The organism is Psychrobacter sp. Ps4, from assembly GCF_022129285.1.
Lineage (GTDB): Bacteria > Pseudomonadota > Gammaproteobacteria > Pseudomonadales > Moraxellaceae > Psychrobacter > Psychrobacter immobilis_A.
Window position 1 is genome coordinate 1 of sequence record NZ_JADQAK010000033.1, and the last position, 19,686, is coordinate 19,686.

Consider the following 19,686-nt stretch of genomic DNA (forward strand, 5'->3'; position numbering starts at 1 on the left):
CTGCGTAACTAAAATCTCCCAAGTTTAAGTCTACGGGATTGACGGCAGGGGTCAGCAGTCGCTTTTGGACAAATATACCCTTTAGAAAATGGATCGTCTTTATCGCCTTTAATCGATAATATCTTTTTTCCATCGTGCTTGATGACAATACCGCACATCGCTTCGCATAAATTGCAGGTTCTAAAATGTGTTTGTTCATCCGTGTGACTCTTTTCACTAGCCATGGTCGCGCTCCCTGTTATTTTTTACTATAGTCATTCCACTATATAAATTCCGTTTTATAGGTTTTATAGGTTTAATATGGTTACTAAATTTGCTCATCTTAAAACTATTGAGCATTAGTCAAAGTGCAACATTGATAAGCTGGATGACTAGCCATGTATCCTAAGCCTGTCTTTGGTGAAAAAATGGCTAAAGACGCCATCAAAGTTTTTGCACAATATCTCAATGGCTTGCTGCCTTGAATAACGCTGTTGATGACAGCCCAATATCAATTCATGTACTTGGGCGGCAGCGATATCGATACAGAGATGAACGTCAGATTCGTCAAAAGAGCACTCGGCTGACTGCAATCCCTCTATAAATATCTTGGTCCACTCTTCTCTTATCTCTATGATTAGACTTCCCAACCCGTTACGTTCTATGTTTGAATCAAAGCGCAGACTGTCTTCGAGCAAACGTTGAAATAAGGTGATGTTTTGAAAAGCGGCATCAAAAATCAATGTTAGACATTCCTGACAACGCTCATTGAAACCCTCTTTAGACAGTATTGGATAGTCTTTAAGCATATCTACCCACGCCATGCGCATTGGCGATAAATAGTTGTCTTTAAGCTGCTTGCTTAACACCTGCTGCAACGCATCTAAACTATCAAAATGATTATAAAAACTTGGCTGAGCAATACCTGCACCTTTCGCGATTTTATTCATACTCATACCACAAGTGCCCTCTACGCTATACAGCTGCAAGGCACTTTTGAGTAACGTATGACGCGTTTTCGCCTTTGCCAGCTCGCGATTTGTTTCCGATTTTGTAGCACTTACGCTGTTAAGTACATTCACTATCAACCTGCCCCAACTTAATCTCTAAAACAATTGTTATTTCAACTATAAGGCTATAGCCATTTAAACAAGAAGCCTATTACTAAATATTTAACTCTACTTATTCTTGATGATTCGTTTTAACCCATCCTAAAACAATCATAAAAAATAGCCGCCATATTTATGATGACAGCTACTTTTTTTATTCCTATATTTACAGCGTGTGATGACGTCATTTTTTATAAATCATTGCCAGACTTGTTGTTTCTCTTTACGTATGTCACTGATAAAACACTTCATTCATTACACAAATGGACGCTGCATAACATAGCTGTGCAGATTTCCATAATGGAGCAACACTCTCAACATTGCATATACAGACATGGCGATGGTGAGCACTTATATTAGATATCACCAGTTAGCTGATTCATAAGTACTGATAGCAGCTGAGTAAAATGTCGATTAAAGACAGATGGAATAATTGTCTCAATAACCAACTTTATAATAAAAGAAGGAACATAAAAATGAACGAACATACTCTAAAAGGTGAATGCAACCAAATAAAAGGCTCAGTAAAGCAAAAATGGGCTGATCTTACTGATGATGATTTATTACACGTTGAAGGTAGCCGTGATAAATTGGTCGGAAAAGTTCAAGAACGTTATGGTCATAGCAAAGATGATGCTGAACGTGAAGTAGACGCATGGCGTACTGAACATAAATACTAGTAGATAATCATGCTTGTAAGAAGCATGAAGATAAAAATTTTATAAGCAGATTATTTAAACGAAAACCGCATTATTTTCTAATGCGGGTTTTTTATGCTGGACTTATCACCAACTTGATTTATATCACATAATTTTAAGAGATAAAACTCAAAGTCCAGACACGATAAAACCGCATAGCAATTAACTGTTATGCGGTTTTATTGTTAACCATCCATGTTACCTATCACTACTGTTTCCCATGCATCCTTGCATAATATTCAGTATATTGTGATACTGGGCATCCTGCCCTTTTTACTACAACTACCAGCATTAACTACTGATAGCAGCAAAGGGTATGTGTCCTTACTCCACTTATCATTATCATCCTGATGCTAATAAGTGAATCATTATCCTTAATGCGGTTAACTCAATCCTTGAGTCACATTCCCTAATGCCGTGTGACTATAATGCCTAATTCCTAACCTGATGTTAAGTCGCGTAAGCGTCATTTCGTGTAAGCATATGCTTACATGATTCATATTCGTTACCCTGATTACAACTTATTAACGCAAAAGACACTTATCATCAAGCTTCGTACATTATGATAGATAATGTAAGAAAATATTTCAAAGCGCCTAATGGTAATGACGATGGTAATAATCAATTTGCCAGTAAGTTATGAATACGATTATATGAAAAATTTATAGAGTGCATACGTGCTCGGCTATCACCAGCAATGATGCGACGGGTAATTTAAAAAAATTATAGGATGTTGGATCATGAAAATTCTAAAGCCTTTCTCAATTAAGACCATTATATCTACTGGTCTTGCGGTTACATTATTGGGTACTACAGTTGGGTGTGCCGTCGTCGGTTCAGGGTTTGATAATTACCCAGTATATGGTGGTAATGATGATTATGGTAACGCTGACTACAACCGCATTAGTCAAAAGCTACGCGCTGATCTGCGCCGTAAAGGCTATCAGGTTATGTATATCAAATCCGATAACTACCGTGGCAATCGCATAATGACCGCTTATGCCAAAAAGAACAACCAAGCATACGAGCTAAAATACACGTATCCTGATCTAAAACTTATTAGCTCAAATAAAAAAGCTTGGTCTAATGTTTGGCAAGACGATAGATATGACAAAGACCATTACAACAAAGACAAATATAAAAATAATGGCAAGCATAAGAATAATAAGCACTATAAAAATGATGATATCGAAGATAGCATTAAAAGAGACTCGCGTTATCCAGCAATTAAGCAACGTGCAATCAATAAAATACAAGGCATGGGCTATCGGGTCAACGACATTGAGTTGGAAGAAAAGAACGGACGCGGCGTGTTCGAAATTGAAGCCAAGCGCGGCTCGCAAGAGTATGAAATACGACTTGGTTACCCAAACTTAAATGTGATTAAGATTGAAAAAGACTAGAGCATATCCTCCATTCAATTGATAGTTATAGTCAATCCTATATAAATCAGATACGGTGTCAGGCTCGCTTAGTCTACTATTTGTAGTACTTTCGCTTGCCTTCCTTGAATCTAAATTATATTGAACCAGCTATATCCAAGTGCACTAAAAATGAGAGCAGCAAAATAAAGCTATTAAATAAAAATTTTGGCATCATTGACTATTTGATGCCTTTGGTCAAATAAGCCAGCCCTTGGTTTATTTGACCCTTTTTTATAAGATCAGCAAAAACATCTTTGACATCATAAGAGAGTTTGATGAACCACCATACTTTATTAAAAACCACTACTAGCGCTAGTATGATTGCAGTGTTGCTGACGATAACGACTGGCTGTGTCACCGCACCTGGTTATAATGCTTACGGCGACCTTTACGAAGATGTTTATAAAAACAGTAAGGTCTACAAAAAGCACAAGAAGACCATCAACTCCATTGATAAAGAGCTTTATCAACCTGCTATCGAGCAAAGGGCTGCCAATAAAGTCAGCAATATGGGTTATCGAGTCAAAGACGTCAAATACAAGAAAGGTGACAGTAAAATAAAAGTAAAAGCCAAACGCGGCAGTGAAGATTACAAAATCGAGCTTGGCTATCCGAGTTATAACGTGATTAAGATCAAAGAGGACTGATAGCTGACCCTAAAAGTCTAATACTTCAATCACATCATAGGCAGGCGTTTCATAAGGATGCGCCTGCTTTAACGCCTCGACGACCTCTTTAATATCAGCATCAGCCACTACCATTTCTACCCGCCATTCCTCAACGGTTTCCAGTCGATCATGTGCTCCAATATTCGGATTACTGCCTGCCAGTGGCCTAAATTGCCCTGTCCCCTGCACTTGCCAACAGCACTGTTCATAATTGCCAATCGTCCCAGCGCCCGCCGAAAATAAAGCGGACTTTACCTGCTCTAATGCTGTATCTGGAATAAAAACCGTCAATTTATACATGTATTACTTCCTTCCAGTCTATTTAGAAAAACAGCCATCAACTATCAATCTTACTATTTTTTGGATAACGAAGGATGGTCCGTCCAAATGTAGCGTAATAACCACTCTTTTGCCTCGCCCGCATAATCAATGCCAATCCGTGGGCGCAGCGATACTGGCGGCTTGCAACCGTCTTCCTCTACCCATACAGCTGATGCTGGATGAATGGATTTGCCATACAAATCACGGTCGATTTGTAAACGCTTGGTCAGCTTACCGAGACCAGCGAACTGCTTGGGATGAATCAGTTGTTGATCTAAGCTCAATAATTGCTCATCTCGCAGGCGGTCACTATCTTCTGCTAAAAACCCCGCGCGTATCAGCACCGATTCAGGGGAGTCGATAGCAGCACTGATTAAATTGAGCATATGATGGACGCCATAAGTCAAATACACATAAAAAACGCCACCTTGCTCATACATGATTTCAGTACGCGGCGTACGGCTGCCAACATGTGAATGACAAGCGGGATCGCCCGCACCGATGTAAGCTTCGGTTTCTGAGATACGCATACGTAGTATTTTAGGCGTGCCATCCGTATCTAACAGCTTTCTACACAGCACTTTACCTATTAAGTCAGCAGCGACCACACAGGTTGGTCGAGTAAACCATGATGGCGCTAAAATAGTAGGCTCAGTGTCAGTAGTAGATGGTTTTGAAAACGGCATACCATAAGCCTTATTTTTGTATGTATCTTTATTATAAGAACAGTAGTCTCACAAGTCGTGCAAATTGTATAAGGTTTCAGTAATTTTTTGCATAAAAAAACTGAGCACATGGCTCAGTTTTTTTTACGCTAAAGATTGACCTGCAGTGCAGTGCCAATCAAACATCTAGCTTAATGGCACCCCAATACGGTTAGCCACTTCTTCATAAGCTTCAATGACATCGCCTAATGATTGACGGAAGCGGTCTTTGTCCAGCTTCTTCTTAGTCGTTTTATCCCAAATACGGCAGCCATCTGGTGAGAATTCATCCCCTAAGACGATACGGTCATGGAACACACCAAATTCTAGTTTGAAATCAACTAGTATCAAATCACCTGCTTCGAATAACGCTTTTAACACCTCATTTACTTGATGAGTCAACTCTTCCATTCTGGCAAGTTGTGCTTCGGTTGCCCAGCCAAGAGACACAGCAAGTGACTCATTGACCATTGGATCACCCAGTGCATCATCTTTATAAAACAATTCATAAGTAGGCGGCGTCAATGCTTGCCCTTCTTCTAAGCCCAAACGACGAACCAAGCTGCCCGCAGCAAAGTTACGCACCACGCACTCAACTGGAATCATCTCTAAACGCTTGACCAATACTTCATCTTCAGACAATTGCTTTTCAAAATGCGTTTCGATACCAGCATCAGCCAGTTTTTGCATGATGAAAGCGTTAAAACGATTATTGACAACACCTTTGCGTGCTAATTGCTCAATACGCTTGCCATCAAGCGCTGAAGTATCATCACGGAAATGTAGAATCAAAAGATCATTATCTTCAGTTTCATAGACAGATTTGGCTTTGCCTTTATACAGCAGTTGTTGCTTTTGCATTATGGGAGTTCCTGTTCGTTCAAGCTTATGTGGTAAAAACGCGCAGCGACCGCTGATTTTTGTATGACAGAATGAATAATATTTACATTAATCACTGTAAAATGTCAGCGGTATAAATAAGGAAATAGCTTTAATTCGAAGGACTACTGACAGCGCGCTCAGGCTTCGGTAGCTGGTACTGATTACCTGATTCGTTCTGTAATTTCAGCGTATTTGCACCAGCATTAGGAGTTGCATACAAAGGTACAAAAGGCGCTGGTTCTTTGTTAGCAGGCAGCTCTATTGGCACAAGCTTCTTGCTTTGCTGATATTCTAAGCTACCATTGTCACGCTTACCAAGTAAGTTTTTAGCACTTTGGCAACCGCTCAATATTAAGGTACTTCCCAATATTAAGGTCAGCAGCGCAGGGAATATTTTTGCAGTCGGTGATGATATTTTCATCATATTATCTCTCTGAGTTAGCATTTACACGCATCATTTTATAATAAGTTCGCACGCACCAAGGCTTCATCAATAGTGGCATGATGTTGTTCAGCCAACCATACCAAAGGCAGACGAATACCAGTATCTATCATACCCATTTTATGAAGCGCATATTTGGCTGGGATAGGACTTGACTCAATAAACAAGTCACGGTGTAAATGCTTGACCACATCATGTGCTTTATGAGCCGCATCAAAATCACCACGAAGCGCCGCTGTAAAAGTCTCGCTCATCGCTTTCGGGGCGACGTTGGCAGTGACTGAGATATTACCTTTACCACCAAATGTCATCAAATCAAGCGCCGTACTGTCATCGCCAGATAGCACGACGATTCTATCGCCCACTGCTTTGATTAATTGCTCACCGCGAGCGATAGAGCCTGTGGCATCTTTAATCGCGACGATATTATCGATATCAGCCAGACGTTCTACCGTCTCTTGTGCAATATCAACGACCGTACGTCCTGGCACATTATAGAGCATCTGCGGGATATTCACCGCGCGAGCGATAGCCTTATAATGTTGGTATAAGCCTTCTTGTGGCGGCTTGTTATAATAAGGCGCAACCAATAACGCACAATCTGCACCAGCGTCGGCAGCATCTTGGGTCAGCTTAATGGCTTCCATCGTATTATTGGCGCCTGTTCCAGCAATCACTGGTACACGACCTTTGACATGCTGAACAAAGTAGCGAATAACATCGCTGTGCTCTTGCATAGATAGGGTCGCTGACTCGCCAGTAGTACCAACGGCAACGAGACAATGCGTGCCTTGCTCAATCTGCCAATCTATGAGATCCGCCAGACGTTTATAATCAACCGTGCCGTCAGGATGCATGGGCGTTACCAAGGCTACCATTGAGCCTTGTAGTCGGGTTTTGATCTCGTCGTATGCTGTGCTCATAACCGTGCCTTACTGTATTATCCTAGCTTTTTTCAAAGCTGTCACATGATAGGTCGTTGGCAAGTGTCAATGATTACGTCTACGCCTGTACTCACATTGTGTACATTCATAGGTACCATTGGCAATATCTTGCTTGATATTAATGCTGAGTATTTTTTATTATCAATCTTTTTCTATGATAAAAGCGTTCGCAATATAGGTGCCCAGAGCCGTCTTGGCCTTATTTTTGCCAATGACCGACAACGCTTATTTAATACTAAAAATAGAATAATAAAAACGCCTGCTAGTGTAGCATATTTTGATTTGACCGCTATCAATCAATTAACGTTCAATCAATTGAATTGCTGACATGCCATTACAACCTACAAACCAACAGCCTTATTATTCAACTCTCAGTTTAGCGCAATGAACCAGCGCTGATAAGTCTTTTGAGTCATGTTAACGAATCGTCAACACATCGATAGTGGGGCGATACAAGCGAAAAGGCAGTCCTCGTGTACCGATACCGCTACTGACAAATATCTGTGCACTGCCATGTTGGTATAAACCCCGCTGCTTACCCATGCGGCTATTATTCAACAGGGTTGACTGCTCGCTACTACGCTCAATATTTTTTTGTTTTTGTGCCAACCATATATTTTTTTGAATCGCCTTTGCCGCACCAGTAATCAATAGTGGTCGTGGCTGTAAGGATTTTGGCAAATCGCTAATACTATCAAATCGTGAAGCCAAGATGATGACGGGCTTCGTGGTATTAGCAATTTCAGCGCCAAGTGCGGCTTTATCAGACGCATTTGCACCTTCAATATCAGCAAACTGTTTAGGAATATCTTGCCAGCCGCAAAGCACGGCGACGGTTGGGCTGTTTTCAAAATTTTGCTGTCTAAAACCCTCTTTATTATTTTTAGAATAGCTCGCACTGGGCATTACTGGAAGCGCATTAGTAGCCCCAGTACATTTAAGTGGCAGTGACGTACACTGCTGACCGATATAGCTAATATCGAGTACATCAAAGGCACTGGACAACGTATCTTCTAATAGCGGCTGTCCTTGCTTGGTCGTATTAATCGATTGATAACGCAAGTCTGAGGTACTCATCACTGTATAAATAGGCTTATTAACCCCTTTAAACAACATGAGCTGACCCACTAAATCAGCACTTGGATAATATAACCAGTCGCCCGTAATCAGCACCGCATCTGCTGGTAACGCATTGATGGTAGCAACCAGTTTACGAATATGACGCGGCTTGCCGCTATACAAGCCTATGCGTAAATCAGCCAATACGGCAACCGTCAACGGTGTGGATAAATCTAAGTCGATTGCATGATGATCTAAACGTAAACGATTGGGTTGTATCACCACGGTATAAAAATAGAACCCCATTGCAAATACGGCCACTAGCACGAGTGTCAGTGATAGCTGCGGCAGTATCGGCAACATTTCTTGCGACCAACCTATCACCAACAGCAAAGCCCAAACGGGCATAGTATAGGCAGCATAATATAGTGCCAACTTCAACCAAATACGCATAAAACGTTTGGTAGGATTGGCATTGAACGTTTGTAATCCTGACCACAGTATAATATACGCAAGCAATACTGCTGTCGTAGAGATACTTAGGATATAAAGAGCATGGTCAGTCATAATTACCTGATGGTTACGAGAGAGTATGGGCCTAGCAACTGGCTTACCCTATATTAGAACGTATAGAACGATAAATAAATCGCTCAATGAATAAGTTAGTGACAGTATTGGAGCGTTTTGAGTCATGGGTAAAAAAATCAGCCATTATAGGGGTCGAGCTCTATCATAGACAAGTAGAATTATTGACGCGCCTGTTATGCCATGCTCAATTGCTGCCCCGACTACCCATTACCCCTACTAAGCTATCAAAGCTATCAAGACTTACTCAATACGTAAACCAATAATCGCGGGAATACCTTGGCGAATAATTTCAATGGTCACTACGCCTTTTTTGGGTAAGGATGAAATCGCGCTTGAAAAATCCGTGACCTTTTTAATCGGCTTTTGGTGAAAATTGGTAATCACATCACCTGCCAACAGACCTGAGCGCGCCGCCAATCCCGTCGGGTCAACCGTGGTAACCAAAATACCTGTCTTATTATCCACTGCGATTTCTGCTTGCTCATCAGCGGTCAAGTTACGTAAACGCAAGCCTAACTGCACCTCATCATTCTGCTGATCGCCGCCTTGTGCTCTCACATCATTGGGCGCATAAGTGAGTTTGCCGCTGATGGTCATCTGCTTACCATTACGCTGAATCTGTGCGCGGAAGCTATCGCTCGGTTTGGCACGATTGAGCAAGTTTAATAAATCTGAGGCGCGCATAATTTGCACTTCATTATATTGCAAAATGATATCGCCAGGTTTTAGACCAGCTTTTTGTGCAGGTGAGTCTGGTGATACTCTTGTCAGTAGTGCACCTTGAGGACGATCTAGGTTATAAGCTTCTGCTAAATTGCGATCGATGTCTTGCGGATAAATACCTAAATAAGCACGTACCACTTCGCCATCGGTTTTTAGCTGCTCGTAAATATCCATTGCTGCATCAATCGGAATGGAAAACGACAGACCCATGTAACCACCTGTACCACTAAAGATACGCGAATTAATACCAATCACTTCACCGCGCTGATTAAATAGTGGACCGCCTGAGTTACCCGGGTTCAATGCCACGTCTGTTTGGATAAATGGCACGCTGGTATCGCGTGAAAAGCTGCGTGATTTAGCACTGACAATGCCCGCCGATGCTGAGTAATCAAAACCAAATGGCGAACCAATAGCTAGCACTGGTTCCCCTACTTTCAGAGCATTCGAGTCGCCAATAGGCAAAGCAGGAAATTGGTTGCCCGAGACTTTTAGCACTGCCACATCAGAGCGCTCATCACTACCAACCAAGATTGCATCAAGCTCCGTTCTATCGTTAAGAGTGACAGTGATTTTATCAGCGCCCTCCACCACATGATGGTTGGTTAGCATATAACCATCAGCTGTGACAAAAAAAGCCGTGCCATAAGCATGCTCAATCGCTGGCGTGGCAGCCTGATCAGGAATACGTAAACGATCACCAAAGAACTGCCGCAACAATTCGGCTGTTTGGGCTTTGGCAAGCTCAGCCTCGCTGACGGTCTTGGTGACATTTACGCGGGCAACGGCTGGGGTAACTTGCTGTACTAAATCAGAAAAATCCGCCGTGGTGACGACAGCTTGGGCGCTCGCCATGGCGGTGGCAGTGACGCCAGTAACCATCGAGGTACTGACAGCAAGCACTAGCGCACTACGTTTTAACCAATGCGGCACATAAAACTTAGATTGCGCTGTAAGCATATTGATAGGCATGTTGTCCTCCATATAAGTAATCGTTGTTATTTTTAGTGGTTATGTTTTGGCTACTATCGCTAGTGAGGCGTATACGATGTTTTAATTTTAACCAAGTCCGTATATGACAAACGTTGCATCGGCACTTAATGTTATGACGGCCAACCTTTTTAGTCACTATCTAGTCGTTTATTAGATTACTGTTTTTTATACCCTTATGCCATCGACCATTCACCTTTCCTTATATAAACACCCCAAAACAATGATAATCCTCGCTAGGTGCATGATAAAGACGGCTACTGTATGATAAGTCATCGTGCTATTTTGTCATTATTCCGATCATGTAGGATAACCCAAGACGCGATTATTTGACCCAGTTATTGTATATTTTTACCGCTGCCTACTGATATCGTGGTAGATACGGCCTTGCTCAGTATGAACTAAAAGCATGTTATGATAGCAAGCCAAATAACTTTTCAAGCAAACTAAAGTCTATAAATAATCATTATTGACTATTGTTTTATAAAGCTGGCTATTATCATCCTTATTTTTCATCTTTTGCATCACTAGAATAATGCGATGGCCAATTCAAGATAAATGGATAAAAAAAGTCGCGTGACAGTACTATCAATAATAGACTGAGCGAGCTTGATGCCATATACGATTTATATGAGATTGACGATTTTTTCTAGCAATGCTTTTGTCTTTACTACTCTATAGTAGTTATATCATATCTGGCTCATGTTGTGATTCATGATGGATACCATTGTCGTCGCTTACGTTTTATAGAGATGTGTCTCTATAGCGAGTAGCGTCAACTTATTACTATACTACTGGCAGCCGTTACTCTAAAAAAGCGGTTGATAGCTATAAAATACGACAAGATTATAAAAGGATCAATTTATGGATACCGCCCTATTATTATCTGGCGTGGTTGGGATTGGCATTGCTGCCCAATGGTTGGCTTGGTATTTAAAGCAACCGTCCATTTTATTTTTATTACTGATTGGCATTATCGTGGGCCCAGTGCTGGGAGTCTTCGATCCTGACTTGGTGCTGGGAGAGCTGATGTTTCCCTTCATCTCTTTGGGCGTGGCGATTATCCTATTTGAAGGCTCGCTGACGTTAGAGTTTGACGAGATTAAACAGCATGGCACCGTGGTGCAAATGCTGGTGTCGGTCGGTGTACTTATCACCATTGCTATCGTGGCGTTATCGACTTATCTCTTATTCGATGTCGATCCACTGATTGCTTTGCTGTTCGGTGCGCTCGTGTGCGTAACGGGTCCAACGGTGATTATGCCGCTATTACGTAGTGTGCGTCCTAATAAGACGATCTCTAATATCCTCAAATGGGAAGGTATCATCATTGACCCAATCGGCGCTATTGCCGTGGTTTTGGTCTATGAATACATCATCTCAGGCGGCGAAGCCAGCAGTATCTTATTGTTTGCTAAAATCGTGGTATTAGCCACAGCGATGGGTATGGCAGGCGCTTGGCTGCTTGCCTTCTTGATGCGTCGGCATATGATTCCTGAATTTTTACGCAATGTCTTTACGCTCGCCTTTGTCTTGGTATTATTTTCAGTATCGAACCATTTAGAGCATGAGTCTGGGCTATTGACAGTCACCGTGTTGGGCGTGGCATTGGCGAATTGGCCAAAATTCCCACGCGATACGATTTTAGAGTTCAATGAATCTTTAACCATCCTTCTTATCTCTGTGCTGTTTATTATCCTTGCAGCACGTGTAGAGCTGGAAAGCTTACTTAGCGTTGGTTTCGCAGGTCTGGTGTTACTTGCTATCGTCATGTTTGTGGCGCGACCCTTATCCGTTTGGGCATCGTCTATTGGCTCAAACTTAAAGACCAATGAAAAGCTGATGATTAGTTGGATTGGGCCACGTGGTATCGTCGCTGCAGCCATCTCATCACTGTTTGCTATTCGTCTGCAAGAGTATGATATTCAAGGTGTTGAACTGCTCGTGCCCTTAGTATTCATGGTCATTATTGGCACGGTTATGATTCAGGGCTTGGGGGCGAAAATAGTCGGCAACTTGCTGGGTGTCCGTGAGCCTGAGACCAATGGTATTCTTATCGTCGGCTCAAATCCCATTGCCCTTTTGGTAGCAACTTCTCTAAAAGATCAGGGCTTTGATGTCATCGTCGCACACAACAACTATACCAATATTGCCCGCGCACGCATGAGCGGTCTGCGTACTTATTTTGGCAATCCTATCTCTGATCATGCCGATCATCATCTTGACCTGATCGGTATCGGTCGTCTGTTTGCCATGAGTATGGACAAAGAGATGAATACCTTGTCTGAAATTCATTATCGTCATGAATTTGGTGAGCGCAAATTGTACCGTCTCAAGTTCAGCGACGAAAAGGTCAAAAGCGAGCGCGATGATAAGCAAGGCAACTTCCACTCGCAGTGGCTGTTTGGCAAAGACGTCACCTACACCAAACTTGCCAGCATGCTGTCGAAAAAAGCCCGTATCAAGATTACCAACATCACCGACAGCTACAGCTTTGAGCAATACAAAGCCGACAATAAGCAATTCGTGCCGCTGTATACAATCGACAAAGAAGGCAAGCTACACGTCATTACCGATAAGTTTGATGGCATCGTGCCACGCGATCGCAAGCTCATCTCACTGGTAGTGGAAGATGAAGTACAGCCAAAACCTGTCGACGTGACACCTAAACAAGAGCAGGCGCGACTGGCAGCTGATGCTAACTTTGAGTCCAGCTCAAAAGCACCTGAAAAGCGTAAAGAAAAAGAGCTGAACGATAATAATGTTGATGCAACAGAACAATCCAGTACCACTGATAGCGACAGCGCTAAAGAAATAATCGCTGAGCAGAAAATCACTGAGCAGAGAGGCGTTGAGAAAAATGCAAATAATGAGGTATCAAACCATTCGAGCGACAGTGCTGAAACTAAAACCACGCCAGACACCTTAAATGACAAAGTGATAGCGTCAAAAGATGAGTCTATTGACGTCGTTAATAAAGGCGTCATGTCAGCCAACTCGACAGCGACTTCGAAGGCAATTCCTAAAAATAAGGTGTCTAACAATAGTAGTACGAATGGTAATGGCAACGCACCTAAAACAAAGAAGGGCGCGCTTGATCCAAATCGTTTACCCGACTCTGGTCAAGATAATACAACCAATGCAAGCTCTGATGGCGATATTACTAAAGGCGATATCACTAAAGACAACATCAACAAAGGCAATATTCAGGAAATTTCAAATAATAAAGCTGTGAATAAACAGGATAAATAATCGTTGCCACAGCTTTGATTTAACACAGTTTTGACAATATCTTGATGACTGTTTTGATACTTTATAGAATATAACAGTTTATGAAACACAAAAGCCCCAACGCAATGTTGGGGCTTTTTATTTGGCTAGGTGATGGCTTTATAAAATCCGTTACGAAACATCAAATCTGCCTTGTACCGCCTGCCATACTCGCGCGCTCACCTCATCGGCGCTGCCTGATGCGTCAATGCGCTGTATCCGTTCGGGGTGCTGAGTCGCCAGCGTGTTAAAGCCTTTATGCACCCAAGTAAAAAATTCGGTCGCTTGCTGCTCAAATCTATCAGCGGCGCTACGTTTATTAGCGCGTGCCATGCCTTCTAATACGGGCAAATCCAGCCACAATGTCAGCTCAGGTAGTTGCGGCACAAACTGCTCGATAAGCGATTCAATTTTGGCTCGTACCACCGCATCGCCATGTGCCCGCCCAAAGCCCTGATAAGCAATGGTAGAATCGGTAAAACGATCGCATATTACCCACGTCCCACGTTGTAACGCTGGCAAAATCACTTGCTGCATATGGTCGCAGCGCGCCGCAAATAGTAGCAATAGCTCTGTATCATCATTGATATCGGTCGCAGGGTCCAATAATATCGCGCGCAAACGTTCTGCAAACAGGCTACCACCCGGCTCACGGGTACGCAGATACGCAATATTGTTATCGTCTAAGCGTGTGCACAGCTGCTCAATGGCAGTCGTTTTGCCTACGCCCTCAGTACCTTCAAAACTGATAAAGCGCCCTTGATTGAGTGCGATATCATTGATGTCATTGCTTGCTTTGGGCTGACTTGTTTTGGGCTGACTTGCTTGCGACTGGACTGTTTGAGATACATGGTTTTGTATAGATGCTGACATGATATGACCTTATGTCATTGATGAGCGTTATGTCTTTATGTAGACAGTTGCATAACGCTCAGTTCACGATAGGTTTTGAGAAAAGATAGAGGATTAAATTACTGCGGCGGGGTTTGTGATTTTTTCTCACGCATGACGCCGAGATATTCTTTTACCGCTTGATTGTGCGCCGCCAAGCTATTGGTAAATTTGTGCCCGCCATTACCCGTCGCTACAAAGTACAATGCATCACTATCTGCTGGGTGCAAGGTCGCTTCGATAGAGGCAGCAGATGGTAGCGCGATAGGTGTTGGCGGTAGGCCATCAATTTGATAGGTGTTATAAGCCGTTTTTTCATCAATGTCTTTACGGCGAATGTTGCCTTCATAGCGACTGCCCATACCATAGATGATGGTCGGATCGGTCTGCATTCGCATGCCTTTATCTAAACGATTTCTAAACACCGCAGAGACCAAAGGACGCTCTTCTGCCACACTGGTTTCTTTTTCGATAATAGAGGCCATCACTAACGCCTCATAAGGCGTCTTATAAGGCAAATTGGGCGCACGATTTTCCCACGCTTCAGTCAATACTTGCTGTTGACGCTTATATAAATCGGTCAGTACCTGCTTATCAGTGCTGCCTTCCCCATAATAATAAGTATCAGGGGCAAACCAGCCTTCAAGATTGTGATTGACGATAGGGTCGTTACTATTGATCACTTCATTTGGCAATATACCGACCAAATCCAACGCTTGAGCAATACCAGCATTGTCTCTATCATTGCCACTATCGTCGGTCAGCACCTCTTTTTTGATGCCTTTATTGTCCCTTAATGTTTGATACAAGTCTTTAGAGGTTTTGCCTTCGATGATTTGCACTTTTACCATCGATGCTTTTACCCCTTGCCCAAGTATATGTAGCGTTTCAGCAAAGGTAGGGTTTTCTGGTAATTGATAAATACCAGCATGTAAGGGGCCATCGACTTGTGTTTTCATATAGAGCTTGGCAATCGTAGCAGAAAACAGCGGGATTTGCTGTTGCCACTGCGGCAGTAAGCCATAATAGCTCTGACCCTGATCAATGGTGACCATTTGCTTTGGCTGCTCAATCCGCCCAAACAATGTCTGATAGACCATCACTAAGAAAAACGCAGCGATAAGCCCCAGCACTAGCAACACTTGATAGCCACGCTGCATAAAGAAAGATTGATTATCCGCTTTATATTCGCGTGGCTTAGCCGCTCCACTGATGAGTGACACATCTGTCGCTGGCGTTTCCTCTACCCCATCGACTGCTGGTTGCGTGTCCGGTGGTGTGGTATCGACACGCTCCTCAACACTGCTATCTGGTTTATTCGATGGCGTTTCATTAGGGCGTTCAGGAGGCGTTTCAGATGTAGGCTTGCTCATGGCAACTCGCGAGGCAGAAGTTTGCTAGAATTTAGCACTGAACCGTGCGATTTTCAATGGTATTTGCTTAGCTTATCAATTATCTTGGTATTTACGTCTGCTGATATGGGCTAATATTTCTACCTTCTTTTATTGTTTTTCCTTTTCTTTAATAACGAAAACTGGTTATGAACCTACATTTTAATCAAAATCTTGCCAAAAATTACAAGTCGCCTAGTCAAATCATTAGAGTACTCAGTGAAGATTGGGTTGCTAAGCAAAGTTACTGCCCTAGTTGCAATACCGAGCCATTGGCGGAATTTACTAACAATCAGCCTGTCGCTGACTTTTATTGTGCAAATTGTAATGAGCAATATGAGCTAAAAAGTAAGCAAGCAAAGTTAAGCAACATTATCAATGACGGCGCTTATGACACCATGATTGAGCGTATCAGTAGCGACAATAATCCTAACTTTTTCTTTTTAACCTATTCTCAAGAATATAGCGTTAACAACTTCCTGATTATTCCTAAGCATTTTTTTAAGCCTGATATGATTGTCAAACGTAAGCCTTTATCAGTCACTGCCAAACGTGCCGGTTGGGTTGGTTGCAATATTGATTTACGACAAGTGCCCGAATCAGGGAAAGTATTTTTGGTGAAAAACCAGCAAGTCATACCACGCGATAATGTCACCGAGCAATTTCAAAAAACCTTGTTTCTACGTAAGCAATCTACAGCTTCGCGTGGTTGGACACTGGATGTTTGGCAGTGTATCGATAGACTGGACGCTACTTTCTCTCTCAATCAAGTTTATGCGTTTGCCGAATTATTAAAGATTAAACATCCCGAAAACAACCATATTAAAGATAAAATCCGTCAGCAATTACAAGTATTACGCGATAGAGGTATTATTGAATTTACTGGTCGTGGGCGTTATTGCAAATTATATTAAACGTTTCTCATTGAATCGCTCAGGCCTTGGTTTTCCCTCATTATCACGGTACACGTCTGCAATTAACTCCTCTCTATCGTCCCATAAAGGTAAACGTGCCGTTGCAACTAAACGGCCATGAAACTTATGCGGTGGATACTCTCCATCAATTTCATCATTGATTTTAAAAAAGTGCTCTTCACGATAATCAACGTAAGCGTGCATTCTATTTTTAATATAGTTATTCCAATAGCAGACCAGCTGGATAGCTGTGCGCGCAGGCTGAGTAAACTGTTTTAAATTGACTGTCAGCGCACGTGTGACTGGTTCATCGTTAGGAAAAACTCTAATACGCTGCTCGATAACTTCTTCTCTTGTTTCTGCGTACTCAAACACGCCGCCAAACGCGATAAACTTTTTAAAGTCTTTCAAATACATAACACCGAGCGATAATTCAGTGAATCTTGATAAATGAATAATTTCATCAGGTTGTTTTTTTGCTAATTTGCAAATCTCATCAAAAATTAATAGTCGACGGATTTGTAAAGGTATTCGTTCATCTTCGTAGACGTAGTCCATGGATATCTCTCCTTATCAAAACACTATCATTGATCGATTTTACTTATCGCACAAGGCTTTGTCACAAAAGACGATCACTTCTTTTTAAGCGCCTTTGTTAACTTAGCGGATATGAATGCTAAAGAAATTTTAATAAGGGTATATTGGAAATAGTGATGATAAAAATAGATAAGAAATTGAAGATAGTTTTTCAGATAGAAATTGTTGAAACGCTAAGTAACATCGTAGAAGTTAACGCAGAGAACGAGCAAGAAGCACTATCAAAAGTGCGAGATATGTATCGAAACGAGGAAGTTATTTTGTACCCAGATGACTTTATTGATACCAGGTTTAATATTTTTAAATACGATTAGAATCGCTTAAAATCTCACCATTTCACCCGATAATAACGTCAGGCTAATCATTGGCATGACACCGCGCAGCGCATTACAAAAAAATAGCTTGCTTAAATGCGGTAGATCTTCATCTTGCAATGACCTGATAATGACGGGATGTTTGCTATTAGATAAAGCGTCGATAATAACTTGCCGCATCACACCAGCCACGCCCGATTGCGCCATGGATGGTGTATACCATTGACCTTGGTCTAAATAATTCGGATCATTTTTATTGATGTCTAAATGGCTTGCGGATTTTGAGGATTGCTGCTCTGATAATTGATAAAATACATTGCTCATCGTACCTTCAACCCAACGACCACTCATATCTCGTAGCAGCCCCTCACTGATGCTGGGTTTGATACAGTTTTCAAATACTTGGGTTTTGATGCCTTGTAACTCACCACTTGCCAGCACATTGTCGAGGCGATTGAGGCTTTTGAGTCCGGCTAATGGTGGCGGTAAGCAGGCAAGCTGCGAAGATAGGCAAATGGCAGAACTGATAGGCTGCATGGGGATTAAGCGTCCATCAGGCAAGCGTAATTGCTCAGTCGTAGTGACGGTCATCGCAGAGGATTTCAGCCAAACCTCACAAGCGCTACCAGATGCGGTTGGCACATAGCCATAACCACGGACATCTTGCACGGCGCGAGTCACCATCAGCTTCAGCATGCCTTGTTGTATTTGCGCGGCATGCGTCCGTATTATAGCCAATACAGAGTGACTGTCGAATTCAAGTTGTAAAGCTTCAGCATGGGAAATAAGGCGCTGCTGATGATGAGCCAACCACAGTATCTGCCCATCGATGACCCCCATCGTGGTAAAAAATCCATCGCCATATGCCAACCCACGATTGTCTAGCGATACTGTGTCTGAGATATCCGTCGTAGCACTTGATGGATGTATGCATAGCCAATTATTGAGCGGCATGATAGCGAGCACAGCTTACTTCTTATCTGTTTGGGCAGCAGATTTATTAATGACCAACATACAACTGTAGAACTCACATTTTGCCAGTTCTATTTTTTGACCACCGATGACTTTATTTTTGATAATTTGACCATTAAGCATATCAGAAATCAGTTGTCCGCCCTCATCACCCATCAGTTGGCGGGCAAGCTTATGCGCTTTTTCGGCATGGTTTTGACTTATCTCTTTTTCTTTATCAGAGTCAGTAGGATTGGCAAAGTACCAGCCCAGTTCGAGATATTTTTCAGAATCAATCAGATCCAAATACGGCGCATCGGTATCCATAAAGCGATATTTGGCGGCTGGATTGCTGGCATAGTCGAGGCTGTTCTCATCAGTGCTCATGACCTTGCCAAAAGTCGCTTTGATCTCATCTAAATTATCGACGTTCAGTGACGCTACATTTTTAGTGCCCCATTCTGCAACGTCATATTTCACTTGTGTACCTTGCTGAGCAGTAGCGCCGTCTAAATCAGCGTTCGGCGCAGCATTGTCCTGTACTAGCGTATTGTCAGCAACGGTTTGCTCGCTCATATCGGCATCTTGGTTTTGGGCGTCGTCTTTACTGCTATCACAGCCACTGAGCGACACACCGACTGCCATTATCGTACCGACCAAGAGGGTCTGTAGGCTATTATTCCACATGGGCAATTTACTCACACTTTTAGATGATTCTCAAAATAGTATTAACGAGCAGGCAGATAGGCCGCTGATAATGGATATTATATTTGGGGCTGTAGTAGATAAGGATTAAACATCACACCATATTCTCAGAGTTTTAAGCT

Annotated in this window: 21 protein-coding genes; 7 read left to right on the forward strand and 14 right to left on the reverse strand. The window is 42.3% G+C overall.

Going from position 1 to position 19,686, the window contains the following annotated elements; translation table 11 throughout:
- Nucleotides 1-8 precede the first annotated feature (8 nt).
- Both I3252_RS13780 and I3252_RS13785 read right to left on the reverse strand, forming a co-directional pair.
- Nucleotides 9-224, reverse strand: a complete 216-nt coding sequence (locus I3252_RS13780; RefSeq protein WP_345945887.1) for a hypothetical protein — start codon at nt 222-224, stop codon at nt 9-11.
- Nucleotides 225-371: 147 nt separating this feature from the next.
- A complete protein-coding gene (locus tag I3252_RS13785) occupies nt 372-1,061 on the reverse strand; it encodes a TetR/AcrR family transcriptional regulator (RefSeq protein WP_345945888.1) in 690 nt (229 codons plus the stop codon).
- Between the two features lie 503 nt (nt 1,062-1,564).
- On the opposite strand from I3252_RS13785, the gene I3252_RS13790 reads away from it, so the two are divergent.
- The 3 genes from I3252_RS13790 (at nt 1,565) to I3252_RS13800 (ending at nt 3,857) form a co-directional block, all read left to right on the forward strand.
- Complete coding sequence (locus I3252_RS13790; protein WP_238035619.1) at nt 1,565-1,768, forward strand: CsbD family protein; 204 nt, start codon at nt 1,565-1,567, stop codon at nt 1,766-1,768.
- A 758-nt stretch (nt 1,769-2,526) separates the two neighbouring features.
- Nucleotides 2,527-3,189 carry a hypothetical protein gene (locus I3252_RS13795; protein WP_238035620.1) on the forward strand — a complete coding sequence of 221 codons (663 nt, stop codon included), beginning with the start codon at nt 2,527-2,529 and terminating at the stop codon, nt 3,187-3,189.
- Between the two features lie 296 nt (nt 3,190-3,485).
- On the forward strand, nt 3,486-3,857 hold the full coding sequence (locus I3252_RS13800; RefSeq protein WP_238035621.1) for a hypothetical protein: 372 nt from the start codon (nt 3,486-3,488) through the stop codon (nt 3,855-3,857).
- 9 nt (nt 3,858-3,866) lie between these two features.
- Here I3252_RS13800 and I3252_RS13805 read toward each other — a convergent pair whose 3' ends face one another.
- The 5 genes from I3252_RS13805 to dapA form a co-directional block, all read right to left on the reverse strand.
- Nucleotides 3,867-4,178 carry a YqfO family protein gene (locus I3252_RS13805; protein ID WP_238035622.1) on the reverse strand — a complete coding sequence of 104 codons (312 nt, stop codon included), beginning with the start codon at nt 4,176-4,178 and terminating at the stop codon, nt 3,867-3,869.
- Between the two features lie 53 nt (nt 4,179-4,231).
- Entirely contained in the window at nt 4,232-4,885 is a 654-nt protein-coding gene (locus I3252_RS13810) for a DNA-3-methyladenine glycosylase (protein ID WP_238035623.1), read from the reverse strand.
- Between the two features lie 165 nt (nt 4,886-5,050).
- Nucleotides 5,051-5,764, reverse strand: coding sequence for a phosphoribosylaminoimidazolesuccinocarboxamide synthase (gene purC / locus I3252_RS13815; protein WP_045443231.1), 714 nt, complete (start codon nt 5,762-5,764; stop codon nt 5,051-5,053).
- Nucleotides 5,765-5,894: 130 nt separating this feature from the next.
- Nucleotides 5,895-6,209: a hypothetical protein gene (locus tag I3252_RS13820; RefSeq protein WP_238035624.1), complete on the reverse strand. Its 315-nt coding sequence runs from the start codon at nt 6,207-6,209 to the stop codon at nt 5,895-5,897.
- 35 nt (nt 6,210-6,244) lie between these two features.
- On the reverse strand, nt 6,245-7,150 hold the full coding sequence (gene dapA, locus I3252_RS13825; protein ID WP_045443218.1) for a 4-hydroxy-tetrahydrodipicolinate synthase: 906 nt from the start codon (nt 7,148-7,150) through the stop codon (nt 6,245-6,247).
- A 45-nt stretch (nt 7,151-7,195) separates the two neighbouring features.
- Here dapA and I3252_RS13830 point away from each other — a divergent pair, with 45 nt between their 5' ends.
- On the forward strand, nt 7,196-7,498 hold the full coding sequence (locus tag I3252_RS13830; protein ID WP_238035625.1) for a hypothetical protein: 303 nt from the start codon (nt 7,196-7,198) through the stop codon (nt 7,496-7,498).
- Nucleotides 7,499-7,588: 90 nt separating this feature from the next.
- Here the strand turns inward: I3252_RS13830 and I3252_RS13835 are convergent, their stop codons facing one another.
- Nucleotides 7,589-8,797, reverse strand: a complete 1,209-nt coding sequence (locus tag I3252_RS13835; protein ID WP_238035626.1) for a hypothetical protein — start codon at nt 8,795-8,797, stop codon at nt 7,589-7,591.
- A gap of 261 nt (nt 8,798-9,058) precedes the next feature.
- The gene (locus I3252_RS13840; protein WP_238035627.1) at nt 9,059-10,513 is read right to left on the reverse strand and encodes a Do family serine endopeptidase; all 1,455 of its coding nucleotides are present in this window, start codon (nt 10,511-10,513) and stop codon (nt 9,059-9,061) included.
- A gap of 882 nt (nt 10,514-11,395) precedes the next feature.
- Here I3252_RS13840 and I3252_RS13845 point away from each other — a divergent pair.
- Nucleotides 11,396-13,783: a sodium:proton antiporter gene (locus I3252_RS13845; RefSeq protein ID WP_238035628.1), complete on the forward strand. Its 2,388-nt coding sequence runs from the start codon at nt 11,396-11,398 to the stop codon at nt 13,781-13,783.
- Nucleotides 13,784-13,933: 150 nt separating this feature from the next.
- On the opposite strand, the gene tmk is transcribed toward I3252_RS13845, so the two are convergent.
- A complete protein-coding gene (gene tmk, locus I3252_RS13850) occupies nt 13,934-14,674 on the reverse strand; it encodes a dTMP kinase (protein WP_238035629.1) in 741 nt (246 codons plus the stop codon).
- A 98-nt stretch (nt 14,675-14,772) separates the two neighbouring features.
- Complete coding sequence (mltG, locus tag I3252_RS13855; RefSeq protein WP_238035630.1) at nt 14,773-16,065, reverse strand: endolytic transglycosylase MltG; 1,293 nt, start codon at nt 16,063-16,065, stop codon at nt 14,773-14,775.
- Between the two features lie 167 nt (nt 16,066-16,232).
- Between mltG and I3252_RS13860 the strand changes: the two genes are divergently transcribed.
- Nucleotides 16,233-16,997, forward strand: coding sequence for a DpnI domain-containing protein (locus I3252_RS13860; protein WP_238035631.1), 765 nt, complete (start codon nt 16,233-16,235; stop codon nt 16,995-16,997).
- Here the strand turns inward: I3252_RS13860 and I3252_RS13865 are convergent.
- Nucleotides 16,989-17,555 carry a hypothetical protein gene (locus I3252_RS13865; protein WP_238035632.1) on the reverse strand — a complete coding sequence of 189 codons (567 nt, stop codon included), beginning with the start codon at nt 17,553-17,555 and terminating at the stop codon, nt 16,989-16,991. The two genes, I3252_RS13860 and I3252_RS13865, sit on opposite strands and share 9 nt — an antisense overlap.
- 155 nt (nt 17,556-17,710) lie before the next feature.
- Here I3252_RS13865 and I3252_RS13870 point away from each other — a divergent pair, with 155 nt between their 5' ends.
- Nucleotides 17,711-17,908, forward strand: a complete 198-nt coding sequence (locus tag I3252_RS13870; RefSeq protein WP_238035633.1) for a DpnD/PcfM family protein — start codon at nt 17,711-17,713, stop codon at nt 17,906-17,908.
- Nucleotides 17,909-17,914: 6 nt separating this feature from the next.
- On the opposite strand, the gene I3252_RS13875 is transcribed toward I3252_RS13870, so the two are convergent.
- Nucleotides 17,915-18,874, reverse strand: coding sequence for an aminotransferase class IV (locus I3252_RS13875; RefSeq protein WP_238035634.1), 960 nt, complete (start codon nt 18,872-18,874; stop codon nt 17,915-17,917).
- Between the two features lie 3 nt (nt 18,875-18,877).
- Complete coding sequence (locus tag I3252_RS13880) at nt 18,878-19,546, reverse strand: hypothetical protein (protein WP_238035635.1); 669 nt, start codon at nt 19,544-19,546, stop codon at nt 18,878-18,880.
- Nucleotides 19,547-19,686 lie beyond the last annotated feature (140 nt).